This window comes from Sporolactobacillus kofuensis (assembly GCF_024125425.1).
Lineage (GTDB): Bacteria > Bacillota > Bacilli > Bacillales > Sporolactobacillaceae > Sporolactobacillus > Sporolactobacillus kofuensis.
The window spans coordinates 107,414-120,295 of the sequence record NZ_JAMXWN010000005.1 but is presented as its reverse complement, the minus strand read 5'-3'; the positions used below and the strand labels follow the sequence as shown (position 1 = coordinate 120,295).

The following is a 12,882-nucleotide window of genomic DNA, read 5'->3' as shown; positions in this document are numbered from 1 at the left end:
AGTTGTCAATCCTTTTTACAAATCAGCAAGAATGCAAGAAGGAGCGTATACCATGACAAAAGTGAGACAAGATGCTTGGTCGCATGAAGATGACCTGCTGCTTGCAGAAACGGTTCTGCGCCACATCAGAGAAGGAAGTACACAATTAGATGCGTTTGAAGAAGTAGGTGACCGGCTTAACCGTACCGGAGCAGCATGCGGATTTCGTTGGAATGCCATCGTCCGCAGAAAATACGAACAAGCAATTGAAATAGCAAAGAAACAGCGAAAACAAAAGAAACGCGCGGAGCATCGAGGACGCCTCTTGCAACCGTCAGCCGCAACTTTCCCAGTGATGGAAACGGCGTATATTACCGATCCTTCTGAACTCACTACTCAGGAGCACGAGACGCTGCCTGTACCTTCAACGATTGAACACGCCATCCCTGCTGAAACAGGTGCGATACAACTACCAGATGTCATTCGTTTTCTGCAATCGATGCAAGATGGTAAGGTAACGAACAGTAGATTAGATGAAGAGAATACTCACTTGAAAGAAGAAAATAATCGTTTCAAAAAGAAAATTGCTGAACTCGAAAGTGAAATTGAGTCGTTAACCAATCGTCAGCAGACGGTCGAAGATGACTATCAAGCGCTAATCGGTATTATGGATCGAGCACGACGCATGGTTGCATTCAAAGACCAGGAAATTGCTTCAGGTCCTACGTTCAAGATGGATCAGAATGGGAATTTGGAGAAATTAGCGAAGTAACTTAACAGACATTCAAATACCAACTAGACTTTTTAAAAGTAGTTTAATTAAATAGTATCTAATTACAGCGAAAGGCATCCGCCTTTCGCTTTATGATTTCAACATAATGTTCCAATTGATCAGTAATAACCTAGCATTGGTTAACGCTCTTATTCATAGACAATTTTACCATTCATCGGTGGTTTTAATGGATTTACTGATGCATTCGAATCGCTTCTTTGAGGATAGAAATAGATATCGCCATTCGCACTTGTTTGCAAACTTGCACTTTTTACGATAACACCTTGTGAAAAAAACAATTCAGATTTATTTCCATCATTTCTAGGTTCAAAACTTCCATTTACATAAACGGTACGGTCAAAGTGGACATCGAGGTCATCACGTGGATTTCCTCCATTACTTGATTCTTTTAGGAAATCCCCTCCAACAAATACATATCCCTGATAACGTTGCCCAAAACCATATGTCAAGTCGTTCTCAACATAGAGATTTCCGGCCACATTCACGATTCCCGTGGCTGCCAGACTACCATTTATATGTACATTACCTTTGAATGTCACATCACCTGAAATTTCCACATCTCCATTAATATAAACATCGCCTTCAAAAGTTCGATTTTTAGACCAATCAATTTGTCCTGAACTTACATATACATTTCCACTCACGTCAGCACTTGTCACAGAATTCGAACTGTCTGATGGTTGTGCCATACGCATATTTTCAAATCGATCTTTCATTTCCGTTAAATCAACGGATTGATATGTGGGTTCTGTAGGATTTTTATTTTGATCAATGATATGAATCGTATCTTTATTACCTGCACCTTGTATTTGCCACTGTCCTGGCTCAACAATGACTGCCCCATTCATATAGGGTAATGACAGACCTTCATGTTCTTCAGTCATTTGATAATTCTCGTCATAGACAAACTTTTTCTCCATTGAAATTGTTCGTTCTTCACCATGAACAATACCTAAAGATTGAATTCTAATCACATATTGATTGCTTGAACTATCAACCTGTACTTTACTTATTTTATATTCAGGATTGCCTTGTAAATTAAGAGTCCGATCAGGTACATTGATCGCCCATATTTGATTTTTCAAAGTAGCAAAGCTAGGGGGATTGTGCACATCAATAGTTGAATACCACTGATTTAGTTGATCATTATATGCTTTGAGCCCCATCTCAGCAGCGTTTGTTGCCTGTGTTTTATAAGTTTCTTTACTGAATTGCGTGGAATGATTGAAGGATACGGACATGACTGTGAGCCCAAGCACAGAGAACACAGTTATAACGAGGAGAACAACGATTAGTGCATAACCGGTCTCGCTTCTTAACTCTGATGATTTATTTTTGGGAATCACTCGATCCACTCTCCTCGTCATCTGTCCATGGGTAATTTAATGTGGTGTCTAAATGAAAACTCGGACCACCAATATCGGCTTCATTGGATGAATTTCTCATTTTTATAACATAATCGACCGTTATTTTCTTTCCGATCTCTTTATTGTTTCCATTAAGTATGGACTGTGGTTGCGTGTCGGCATCCTCTTCTTTTATGTAAAATAAGTCAGGGTCTGAGATTGTTTCGTCACGCGTTGATGAATCGCTGTTTGTTAGGGTAAGAATCACGTTTCCATTATCTATATTTACTGAAAAGGGACGGTCTTGTTGATCATAGAAAGCCCGCGTGATTCTTACTTGAACAAGATGTGCATCTGCCTGCAAATCATTTTCCGTCATCGTCCGTTTTGCCGATTGATCTCCGGACAACCAAATTCCGAATATCAATGTCAGACAAATCGTTGCGATGACGACCACCGCCAGCAGTTCAACCATAGTCACACCTTTAGAATTAGTGATCATTTTCCGATGCCCCTTGGCTGCTTGACGTTGTAGAATAGTTATAAAGTTCTACATAGTTTGTATTCGAATAATAGGTTCTGACAACAACCATTTGCTTTCCATCGTTGTCTTTAGCAATAACATAGACGTACGTTTGATAGGTTCCGTGATCAATCGTTGCCGTATCCGCCCCATCATGAACCGTGTAATTGGTATGGCTTGGTTCTGCTGTGGGCGATTGAACGTTTTTGCCTGGATCATTTGGAAGATTCTCAAGAACATCAGACAACCTCTTCTGCGCCAATTGAAGTGCCGTAAGCCTGTCACCGTTGTTTGTTGTGACTTGCTGAAATTGGATAAAGACATAAGCGAAGGTCAGCATCACCATACTCAGTAGAGTGATCGCGAGGATGACCTCTATTAATGTCATGCCGTCTTGTTTTCGGTTCATCAGTCGCAGTCCTTTCGCATCTGTCTCATACTATTTTAATGGCTTTTCTGATAGAATAAAAGTGTCGATTCTTAGCATATAAAGAAATCAGGAGGAAGTCCACATGCAACGCACACATCGGAGACTTGGCGACTTGCTCGTTGATTCAGGAATGATCACACCGGAGCAGCTGAACTCTACGTTGGAACAAAAGGAAGCCTCGCAGAAATTGGGCGATGCTTTGATTGAACGCGGGTACATTTCCGAGCAGCAATTAATCGATGTGCTCTCCCTTCAACTGAATATTCCACAGGTTCATTTGGCAAACATTGTGATTGACCATCAAACGGTGAACCTGGTAGACCAATCGTTTTCACGACAGAATGAATTAATTTGTTATAAAAAAGCGGACAACATCCTCTATGTTGCCATGGCAAATCCGCTCAACTTTTTCGCAATTGACGACCTGCAAATGATGACTGGATTTCAAGTCAACGTTGCCCTCGCGCTACCAAGTGAGATCATAAGCGCAATCAATCGTTTATATAACGAGGAAGATTCAGTAAACGAACTATTGACGTCCATGAATAAGAATGCGATGGACGACGATGTATTAAGTGCCAGCGATGATACACCGATTGTAAAAATTATTAATAAATTGCTGCTTAGCGCAGTTGAGGAACGGGCCAGCGATATTCATATCGATCCGCACGAGTTCAGTGTGGTGGTTCGCTTTCGCATCGACGGTGAGCTGCATACATACCGAACATTCCCGAAAGAAATTCTAAATGTACTGGTCACACGGATTAAAGTCATGAGCGAACTGGACATCACAGAAAAGCGGTTGCCACAGGATGGCCGCGTAACAGTTGCCATTGGAAAAGACCGATTGGATCTTCGTATTTCCGTGCTCCCGACTTTGTTCGGCGAGCGGATCGTCTTGCGTCTGCTCAATACGAAAGATTTGCTACTCAAAATTCCTAATGTTGGGTTTACCGAATCACAGCAGAAAACCTTTATGAAAATGATCGCTAAGCCAACCGGGCTCGTCTTGATTACCGGGCCAACAGGATCAGGAAAAACATCAACACTGTATGCAGCATTGAATCATTTGAACAGCGAATCGCAAAACATCATCACCATTGAAGATCCGGTGGAATACCAGATTGACGGCATCAACCAAATTCAAACCAATGCGCCCATTGGTTTGACCTTTGCCGCCGGTTTACGGGCAATTTTACGGCAGGACCCGAATATTATCATGGTCGGAGAAATTCGCGATTCAGAAACTGCTGAAATTGCGATTCGTGCATCGCTGACAGGGCACTTGGTCCTCAGCACCTTACATACAAATGATGTGCCAACAACCATATATCGTCTCATTGATATGGGCGTGGATCCGTTTTTAGTTGCCGCATCACTGACCGGTGTCGTTTCACAGCGATTGGTGCGACGCGTCTGCCGCGATTGTGCACGGCCTGTGGATCCATCACCCATTGAGCATGCCCTGTTTGAAAAAGCTGGACTAGAGTGTCCACATGAACTTATGAAGGGGACTGGATGCAAATCCTGTCATCAGACCGGTTATCTTGGCCGGACGGCTGTTCATGAGATGCTCGAACTTTCCGAAGAAACGTCTGAGATGCTGATCACGCATCATTCATTTAAGGACATTCAAAATTTGGTCAAAGACTCCGGTGGCGTTTCGATGCTTGAAAACGGGCTCACAAAAGTCGCTAAAGGCATTACCACGGTAGACGAACTGCTTAAAATTATTAGTTGATCATTCACAAAAGAGGGATCGAACATGATTGATTTTCTTAAAGAATGTTTGACGATCGCGTGCACGCGCAGCGCTTCCGATCTTCATATTTCCGTTGGCATCCCGCCGACGATTCGATTGAACGGTGAACTGATGGCGTTGGACAAGCCGAATGTTAAGCCTGAGAATACCGAAGAAATGGTGCGCGCCATTCTTTCTGATGCTCAAATGGAGAAACTTGAGGAACATGGAGAACTGGATTTTTCTTATAGCATTCCGAAACTGTCGCGCTTCCGTGTGAATGCTTTCAGGCAACGCTCTTGCTATAGTCTCGCCTTCCGTGTAATTCCGCAGCAAGTGCCGAACCTTGCTTCCCTCCAACTGCCGGAAGTGCTTCAGTCGCTCGTTCATCGCCCACATGGCCTTTTTCTCGTTACCGGGCCGACCGGGAGTGGAAAATCAACGACACTTGCCGCGCTGGTCGATGATATGAATCGTTCGATACGTCGGCATATCATTACCTTGGAAGATCCAATTGAATATTTGCATCGCCATGATCGTTGCATCATTCAACAGCGCGAAATCGGTACGGACACGCAATCTTTTGCTCTTGGGTTACGCTCGGCGCTTAGAGAAGACCCCGATGTGATTCTCGTTGGTGAAATGCGTGACCTGGAAACAATTCGCACCGCACTCACCGCAGCAGAAACCGGACACCTTGTCCTTGCTACTTTGCACACCAATGACGCTGTTTCGACCATCGACCGGATTATTGATGTCTTCCCTGCCGAGCAGCAAGGTCAGATTCGGATTCAGCTTGCTGCAGAACTGGTTTCTGTCGTCTCCCAGCGTCTCTTCCCGACACCGGACCACAATGGACGCCGTGTAGCCACCGAGGTTATGATTAATAATAAAGCAATCAGCCATTTGATTCGGGAAAAGAAAATCTACCAGATCCCCAGCGTGATTCAGGTTAATCGTGCACAAGGGATGCAAACAATGTCCGCTTGCGTCCAAGATATGCTGACGCGACGCGAGATTGCCAGTGAATCGGTGGAGACCTTTTTGTTGAGGGGGTAAGTACATGCCGCTGTTCGATTATATCGGGACAACGATGCAAGGCAAGACCAAAAAAGGCCGTGTCACAGCGGTAACACGGCAGGAAGCCCTGCTTGAGGTTGCACGACAAGGCTTAACGATCCGCTCGATTCATGAGCATAGCGATTCGATATGGTATAAAGAACTGTCGATCGGCCAGCGTGTCAAGCTCCAGGACAAAGTTGTGTTTCTACGTCAATTTGCCACAATTATCAAGGCTGGGGTCACGGTTTCAGATGCTTTGGAGATTCTGACCGATCAAGAGGAGAAAAACAGGTACTTCAAGCAGGTCATCATGGATATGGCGAATAATCTTCGCGAAGGACAGTCACTATCGCAAGCATTTGAAAATCAATCAAAGGTGTTCAGTCCAATGATCATCCATATGATTCGTGCAGGCGAAGGCAGTGGCCGACTAGAGGAAAGTCTTGATCATCTGGCTACTTATTACGAGCGTATGCATAAATCCAGGCAGAAACTTTCAACCGCAATGGTCTACCCAGCATTCGTTTTTATTCTGTCGATCGGTGTCGTTCTCTTTCTGCTCACCAGCATTATTCCCATGTTTCGGACGATGTTTGCCAGTCTGCATACTCAGCTGCCGATGATCACACGCGCCATCCTCAGCATAAGTGACTGGCTGCGTTCATTTTGGTATCTCTTGTTCCTTCTTGTTATTGTTGCGGTAACATGCGTATTTGTTCTATTACGAAATAAATCTAGTAAATTAAGACTAGATTATGCTATAATCAAGCTACCTTTACTAGGTACAATTATCTATAAAAGTGAACTTTCTCGATTGCTTTGGATGCTTGCTTTATTGCTCTCAAGCTCCGTTCCGGTGATCGATGCCCTGAATTCCATCGAGAAAATCACGTCAAATCTTGCCATCCGAAAGGCGATACATAATGTCGCTGAGGCGCTCGATTTCGGTCGGCCTTTATCAGAAGCTTTTCAGCAGGAAAAGGTATTCCCGACCATGGTTCACCACATGACCGCCATCGGTGAAAAAACAGGTATGCTCGATCAAATGTTAAACAGCGTCGCCAAGTACTACGAAGACGACGTCGAGCAGATGACCGAACGCATGAAAGTCCTGATCGAACCGCTTGTCATCCTCTTCCTCGCAGTTGTCGTCGGTCTCATTGTCCTTGCGATCATTATTCCTATGTTTCAAATTTATCAGAACGTTTAATCCATTGGGAGGAAAATCTATGCTCAAAAAAATCATTGCGAAAGCAAAGGCCAACAAGAAAAATCAAAAAGGCTTTACCTTGATCGAACTCTTAGCAGTAATCGTGATCTTAGCAATCTTGGCTGCGATCGCAATTCCGAGTGTGATTTCGATTATTAACAAGCAGAATGATAAGGCTGCAGTGCAGGATGCATTAACAGCTATTCATGCAGCAAGATTGTATATCGCAGATCATAATACTACTGGAAATCAAGATCTTGGTGAATCAGAACTAAAATCATACATCGATAATTCGGTCGAAAGTCAACTACCTGGCGATTACGAAGTTCATTACGATAGTAGTGCAAATAGTTATTCAATTGATGATACCAAACTACCCACTTCTTTTGGTGGCAACGCTACAGAAGCAGAACTACTAGCATTTAATAAAAGTGGTGCAACGCCTACTGGAAGCAGTGACGCTTCTAGTATTGCAGATCAAGAAGAATGATTTTTGTAATAATTTATGTATTTGCTCTTGGCCTCACCTTAGGCTCTTTCTACAACGTCGTCGGTTTGCGGGTGCCTGCAAACCAGTCAATCATTACGCCGCCTTCGCACTGTCCGTCGTGCGGGCGGCGTTTGACTATCTTGGATTTAGTACCAGTATTTTCCTATCTATTCTTACGTGGCCGCTGCCGTACATGTCACAGCAAAATCTCGCCGATCTATCCAACTAGTGAAGCGGTGAACGGATTTTTGTTCGTGTTCAGTTTTCTGCATGCAACGTCGATTGCCGAAATGCTGTGCGGATGGCTGCTGGTTTCATTACTGATGATTGTCCTCGTTTCAGACTTGGACTATATGCTGATTCCGGATAAGCTATTGTTATTCTTTTTGCCACTGTTTGCAGTGTTCCGAATCGTTTATCCAACTGATCCATGGTGGGATGCGCCGGCCGGGTTGGTGGCAGGATTTGCGCTACTGGCGTTGATCGCGTTAATCAGCCGCGGTGGTATGGGCGGCGGTGATGTCAAGCTGTTTGCCATCATGGGGCTACTGGTCGGAATAAAAACAATTATTCTCGGATTCTTTTTATCCGCTTTCTTTGGCGCAATCATCGGGATGATTGGGATGCTTTTCGGCATGATCAAACGCCGACAGCCGATCCCTTTTGTTCCATTCATTGCTTTAGGTATGCTGACCAGCTACTTTTTTGGCGACCAGTTAATCGCTTTTTACCTTGATCTTATCTTTTGATTAGGAATGATGTCTGTGTTTGAGAAATGGTTACAACTCTTTCAATCGCATGCACGTGTCGGCCTTACCATTTCCGATTATTCGATCCGCATGGTGCTGTCTCACGGTACAAGCAATGATGCTGCGCATCTCGATTATTGGGAAGAATGGCTGAGCCCCGGCATTGTTGAGAATGGCCGCGTTAAAGACGAAGAAGCATTTACTGCGCATCTTAAGGATATGGTGCATGCGTTGAAAGCAAAAGGCAAACGGACGTACTTTGCAATTCCCGATTCGCAGCTGATCCTTCGGCAGTTCGATTTTCCCGGCATTAAATCGGATCCTGAGCTGCAGAATTACTTTTTCATCGAGATTGGCAACAAAATACAGCTTCCGTTTGAACAAGCTGTTTTTGACTTTCATGTCATCAGCCGAGCAGCAACCGGTACGAAGGTACTGCTGATTGCTGCACCGGAAGCAATTGTGACACAATACCGGAAACTTCAGGGAAACGCCGGTCTGAATCCGGTAAATGCCGAATTCAGTGCACTTGGCACCGAGCGCTGGGTGCGGCAAAATTATCCCCAGTATAGCGACAAACAACGGATGTATGTGCAGCTGGAGAAAGAAGCACTTTATGTATCTATTTTCGATCAGGAGATTCCAATGTTCGTCCGCCAAGTTAGCCTCAAGGGCGTTGATCAGGAAGTCGCGCAGGAAGCTTTTGCACTGAATGCTGCGACCGAAATCGAACGGATGCTGAATTTCTACCAGTACAGCGTGCGAAAAGGAACGGATGAAGTGACGGCGATCTATCTGCTTGGCGATACCGAGCAGAGCGACCAACTCAAGGAGACCCTGAGCGCAATGGTGACGCAAGACGTGAACACCTTATATTTTGACCGTGAGCGCCTTCAAGATTCGGATTCGATGAGTACGGCATTTATTCCCGTCATTGGTCTCGCATTGAAGGAGGGGATGAAATGATTGATATTAACCTCCTTCCCTATGAACAAAAGACTTCACCGAAAATGATCCTCTTCATTATTGCATTCGCTATATTTTGTCTTGCAGGGCTGATTACATTAGCAGTATACAATTGGCATCTAAATAGCGAGCTGCAGTCGGTTCAGAAACAGGAAGCAGCCTGGAAAGCGCGCGCGAATAAAACGATCGAGTTTAAACAACCGGAAGTGAGTACAAAGCCGACGCCTGCCGATGCTGTCAATGAGATTCTACTTAACCGATTAACGCTTTTCACAACTTGGGCAGAGATGACTAAGGAACTGCCGACAAGCGGATCGTTCACAACTATTGACTACGATACAACCGGAAAAATGACCGTAACCGCTGACGTGCCGTCTTTTGCCGATATACGTCCCTATATTGATAGACTGAGAAAGCAACGTTACTTCTCAAAGGTCGTCGTAACTCAAGTAAATCAAATAGATCCCTCGAGTGGATCATCAATTGATCAAACTAAGGGTTATCAGCTAACCTTTACCATGCACACAGCAGCGAGCTTGCCGATCACTAAGAAAAAGGATTAATCGCCATGAATAAAACAGGCTTCATTAGCATTCTATCCATATTCATCGTCTTGACCGGGTTTACCCTCTTCTATTTTTTAAAAATCGCGCCTGTTCAGGATGATCTTGCGTACTCAAAAAAGAACATAGCTATGTATAAAGACACGGTGGCACTCAAGCAGAAACAGCTCAAAGAGCAAAAGAAAGCTTTAGCGGAAAAAAAGAAACAAGCGAAAGAGGAAGAACTGCTCGGGCAGAAAGTGGATCAATCGATTTTGCCAAAGGACCCGCGCGTGGAAGCCTTCTTCTCTTCTGCTCAGAATAAGGCTGCATCTATGGGCATTTCCTTTGTATCAATTGTTAAGAGCAATACGGATTCTGGAGACAGCGCTTTGTCGGGGACGTCATCATCGAGTGGTCCCCCCGACTCAAGCAGCAGCTCAAGTACGGGCGCCAAAGCGGCTACGCAATCAAAAGCTGATCTGAATAAATTACTCACAGCGAACACTTATCAGATCACCCTAAATTCATCTACGAATGCTCAACTTTATGCATTTGTCGGTTACCTTGAAACACAGAGAAGGCTGCTGGTCATCGATAAGGTAACCTCAACACGGACAAGCCAGAGTTCAAACACCGGAGAAAGTTCTGTTGTTTCATCCTCCGATGATTCCTCCTCTACAGCACAGAAGGAACCATCAGCAGTTCAGACAAACGCGGATGGTTCGGATGACCAGACAAGCACGTCAGACAGCAGTCAGACTGATGCTCAATCACAGAATGACAGCAGTTCATCTTCTGCTGCATCTGAGCCGTCTGCTCAGATGGTACTGACTATTACCCTGTACTCAGCTAAATAATATTATTTCTAAAATAAAGCAAAAATCCGGAACTGGGGATGTGATCTCCCGGCTCCGGATTTATTTTTCTGCAAAATAAAAAAATCCCGAACGTGCCGTTGCGAAGCCGCAGCTTTGAAACCCGCACTTATAAGCAGGTGGGTGCCCTGTTCCACAGTTTGCGGGTCCCTTGCGCGGGCATGCGCTCCGAGTGAAAACTTCAGACTCCCTATCAAAACATGTTCGGTCAAAACATAACGACATTCGACTAACACTTCAGGATTTTCTTCTTAACTGATGCATTTATCTTAACATATCTGAAAGCGCTTATCAAGGCTGTTCAGCCTGGATAATACTGGCAGTTATTTTAGAATCGTTGCGACATCAAGATGCAGCTCACTCAGCTGGGCAAGGCTGACTTCGCTTGGCGCCTTAGTCATCACGTCACTCGCGCTTGCGGTTTTCGGGAATGCGATGGTATCGCGCAGACTTGTGCGGCCGGCAAGCAGCATCACAATGCGGTCGATACCAAGCGCCATACCGCCATGTGGCGGAACCCCGTATTCAAAGGCATCCAGCAAGAATCCAAATTGCTTTTTGGCACGTTCTTCAGTAAAGCCGAGCAACTTAAACATACGTTCTTGCATCTCAGGATCGCTAATACGCTGAGAGCCACTACCAAGTTCAAAGCCATTCAAGACCATGTCGAAGGATTGGGCGCGTACGCTACCCGGATCGCTCTCAATTCGGTCGAGATCCTCGACAACAGGCATCGTAAACGGATGGTGTTCTGCTACATAGCGATGCTCTTCTTCGCTGTATGAGAGCAATGGGAAATGCGTTACCCATAAGAAATTGAAGGCTTTTTCATCGATCAGACCGAGAATCTTGCCAAGATGTAGACGCAAAGCGCCCAGACTGTCGGCAACAATTTTCTTCTTATCGGCAACAAAGAGCAATAAATCTCCCGGTTCCGCATTCGTCCGTTCAATAATACGCGCAGTCAATGCTTCGTCAAAGAATTTCGCGATTGGGCCTTTCATTCCGCCTTCTTCAACTTTCAACCATGCCAACCCTTTAGCTCCATAAGGTGTAACAATAGCTTTCAGATCTTCATCGACTTGTTTGCGTGAGAATTGCGATGCGGCACCTTTGGCATTGATCGCTTTTACGAGTCCGCCTTTTTCCTGAACTTCCTTGAATACCTTGAGTGTGCTGTCTGCAGCGATGTCAGTCAGATTAATCAGTGTCATGCCGAAACGCGTGTCCGGTTTGTCGCTGCCGTACAAATCAATCGCTTCTGCATAGGTCAAGCGTTTAAATGGACGCGGGATTTCAATCCCCTTCACGTCTTTCATCACACGAACGAGCATGTCTTCGATCATGTTTTGGAAGGTCTCCACTTCGAAGAACGACATTTCCATGTCAACCTGAGTAAATTCAGGCTGGCGATCAGCACGCAGGTCTTCATCACGGAAACAGCGAGCAATTTGATAGTATTTTTCAATTCCGGATGCCATCAGTAATTGTTTGAACAACTGTGGCGATTGCGGCAGCGCATAGAATTCGCCAGGATGAACACGGCTCGGGACAAGGTAGTCGCGTGCGCCTTCCGGAGTGCTCTTGGTCAGGATCGGCGTCTCGACATCGAGAAATCCTTTCCCATCAAGAAATTCACGCAAGGTATGTGTAATTTTGTGGCGCATCTTCAGAGTTTCCAGCATTTCCGGACGCCTAAGATCGAGATAACGATATTTCAAGCGTACATCTTCTGATGCGCCAATTTCGTCTTCGATTGGAAACGGCGGCGTCTTTGATTTATTTAACAAGGTAATATCGCTGATCATGACTTCGATCATACCGGTTTTAATCTTCTCATTGATCGCTTCCGGTTCGCGCTTTGTGACTTCACCGGTAACAGTCACACAATACTCACTGCGCAGTTTGTCTGCCTTGTTCCATGCTTCTTGAGACACCTGAGGATTGAAAACGATTTGAACGATTCCGGAACGATCGCGCAGGTCAATAAAAATGACACCACCCAAGTCCCTTCGTTTTTGCACCCATCCGGCTAAGGTTACTTTTTGACCGGCGGATACTTCGGTTAATTCGCCGCAATTCGCGTTGCGATACATTACTTTTCCTCCTTAGAATCAATCAATGGTATAATTCATTGCTCACAGGGTTCACTTTACAGTGAAAAATATCAGCT

13 protein-coding genes and 1 other RNA gene are annotated in these 12,882 nt (G+C 44.9%); 9 read left to right on the top strand and 5 right to left on the bottom strand.

Translation table 11 applies throughout. From position 1 onward, the window contains the following. Positions 1-52: 52 nt before the first annotated feature. A complete protein-coding gene (locus NIE32_RS05795) occupies positions 53-751 on the top strand; it encodes an RsfA family transcriptional regulator (RefSeq protein ID WP_253053805.1) in 699 nt (232 codons plus the stop codon). Between the two features lie 149 nt (positions 752-900). Here the strand turns inward: NIE32_RS05795 and NIE32_RS05790 are convergent, their stop codons facing one another. From NIE32_RS05790 to NIE32_RS05780, 3 genes are read right to left on the bottom strand one after another with little or no spacing between them, the layout of a single operon-like run. Further along, positions 901-2,118 carry a hypothetical protein gene (locus NIE32_RS05790; RefSeq protein WP_253053803.1) on the bottom strand — a complete coding sequence of 406 codons (1,218 nt, stop codon included), beginning with the start codon at positions 2,116-2,118 and terminating at the stop codon, positions 901-903. Continuing rightward, positions 2,102-2,620 carry a pilus assembly FimT family protein gene (locus NIE32_RS05785; protein ID WP_253053801.1) on the bottom strand — a complete coding sequence of 173 codons (519 nt, stop codon included), beginning with the start codon at positions 2,618-2,620 and terminating at the stop codon, positions 2,102-2,104. Before NIE32_RS05785 ends, NIE32_RS05790 begins: the two co-directional genes overlap by 17 nt. Next, entirely contained in the window at positions 2,610-3,050 is a 441-nt protein-coding gene (locus NIE32_RS05780) for a type IV pilus modification PilV family protein (RefSeq protein ID WP_253053799.1), read from the bottom strand. The genes NIE32_RS05785 and NIE32_RS05780 overlap by 11 nt, the downstream gene beginning before the upstream one ends. 103 nt (positions 3,051-3,153) lie before the next feature. Between NIE32_RS05780 and NIE32_RS05775 the strand changes: the two genes are divergently transcribed. From NIE32_RS05775 to NIE32_RS05740, 8 genes are read left to right on the top strand one after another with little or no spacing between them, the layout of a single operon-like run. Next, positions 3,154-4,812, top strand: coding sequence for a GspE/PulE family protein (locus NIE32_RS05775; protein ID WP_253053797.1), 1,659 nt, complete (start codon positions 3,154-3,156; stop codon positions 4,810-4,812). Positions 4,813-4,836: 24 nt separating this feature from the next. Continuing rightward, positions 4,837-5,871 (top strand): type IV pilus twitching motility protein PilT, encoded by a 1,035-nt coding sequence (locus tag NIE32_RS05770; RefSeq protein ID WP_253053795.1) that lies wholly within the window; start codon positions 4,837-4,839, stop codon positions 5,869-5,871. Positions 5,872-5,875: 4 nt separating this feature from the next. Further along, a complete protein-coding gene (locus tag NIE32_RS05765) occupies positions 5,876-7,084 on the top strand; it encodes a type II secretion system F family protein (RefSeq protein ID WP_253053793.1) in 1,209 nt (402 codons plus the stop codon). Positions 7,085-7,103: 19 nt separating this feature from the next. Continuing rightward, positions 7,104-7,574: a prepilin-type N-terminal cleavage/methylation domain-containing protein gene (locus NIE32_RS14220; protein WP_290443471.1), complete on the top strand. Its 471-nt coding sequence runs from the start codon at positions 7,104-7,106 to the stop codon at positions 7,572-7,574. After that, positions 7,571-8,323 carry a prepilin peptidase gene (locus tag NIE32_RS05755; protein WP_253053792.1) on the top strand — a complete coding sequence of 251 codons (753 nt, stop codon included), beginning with the start codon at positions 7,571-7,573 and terminating at the stop codon, positions 8,321-8,323. The genes NIE32_RS14220 and NIE32_RS05755 overlap by 4 nt, the downstream gene beginning before the upstream one ends. A gap of 15 nt (positions 8,324-8,338) precedes the next feature. Then, positions 8,339-9,289: a type IV pilus biogenesis protein PilM gene (gene pilM / locus NIE32_RS05750; protein ID WP_381450683.1), complete on the top strand. Its 951-nt coding sequence runs from the start codon at positions 8,339-8,341 to the stop codon at positions 9,287-9,289. Continuing rightward, entirely contained in the window at positions 9,286-9,852 is a 567-nt protein-coding gene (locus NIE32_RS05745; protein ID WP_253053791.1) for a PilN domain-containing protein, read from the top strand. The genes pilM and NIE32_RS05745 overlap by 4 nt, the downstream gene beginning before the upstream one ends. A gap of 5 nt (positions 9,853-9,857) precedes the next feature. Then, positions 9,858-10,691 (top strand): hypothetical protein, encoded by an 834-nt coding sequence (locus NIE32_RS05740; protein WP_253053790.1) that lies wholly within the window; start codon positions 9,858-9,860, stop codon positions 10,689-10,691. A gap of 79 nt (positions 10,692-10,770) precedes the next feature. Here the strand turns inward: NIE32_RS05740 and ssrS are convergent. After that, positions 10,771-10,956: non-coding RNA, 6S RNA (ssrS, locus tag NIE32_RS05735), on the bottom strand. Between the two features lie 76 nt (positions 10,957-11,032). Then, entirely contained in the window at positions 11,033-12,805 is a 1,773-nt protein-coding gene (gene aspS / locus NIE32_RS05730; protein ID WP_253053789.1) for an aspartate--tRNA ligase, read from the bottom strand. Between the last annotated feature and the right edge of the window lie 77 nt (positions 12,806-12,882).

Excerpts from the sequence above, each read along its gene's own strand:
- NIE32_RS05795 (WP_253053805.1), top strand. The coding sequence starts at position 53 with ATGACAAAAGTGAGACAAGATGCTTGGTCGCATGAAGATGACCTGCTG.
- NIE32_RS05785 (WP_253053801.1), bottom strand. The coding sequence starts at position 2,620 with ATGATCACTAATTCTAAAGGTGTGACTATGGTTGAACTGCTGGCGGTG.
- NIE32_RS05780 (WP_253053799.1), bottom strand. The coding sequence starts at position 3,050 with ATGAACCGAAAACAAGACGGCATGACATTAATAGAGGTCATCCTCGCG.
- NIE32_RS05775 (WP_253053797.1), top strand. The coding sequence starts at position 3,154 with ATGCAACGCACACATCGGAGACTTGGCGACTTGCTCGTTGATTCAGGA.
- NIE32_RS05770 (WP_253053795.1), top strand. The coding sequence starts at position 4,837 with ATGATTGATTTTCTTAAAGAATGTTTGACGATCGCGTGCACGCGCAGC.
- NIE32_RS05765 (WP_253053793.1), top strand. The coding sequence starts at position 5,876 with ATGCCGCTGTTCGATTATATCGGGACAACGATGCAAGGCAAGACCAAA.
- NIE32_RS14220 (WP_290443471.1), top strand. The coding sequence starts at position 7,104 with ATGCTCAAAAAAATCATTGCGAAAGCAAAGGCCAACAAGAAAAATCAA.
- NIE32_RS05755 (WP_253053792.1), top strand. The coding sequence starts at position 7,571 with ATGATTTTTGTAATAATTTATGTATTTGCTCTTGGCCTCACCTTAGGC.
- NIE32_RS05745 (WP_253053791.1), top strand. The coding sequence starts at position 9,286 with ATGATTGATATTAACCTCCTTCCCTATGAACAAAAGACTTCACCGAAA.
- NIE32_RS05740 (WP_253053790.1), top strand. The coding sequence starts at position 9,858 with ATGAATAAAACAGGCTTCATTAGCATTCTATCCATATTCATCGTCTTG.
- aspS (WP_253053789.1), bottom strand. The coding sequence starts at position 12,805 with ATGTATCGCAACGCGAATTGCGGCGAATTAACCGAAGTATCCGCCGGT.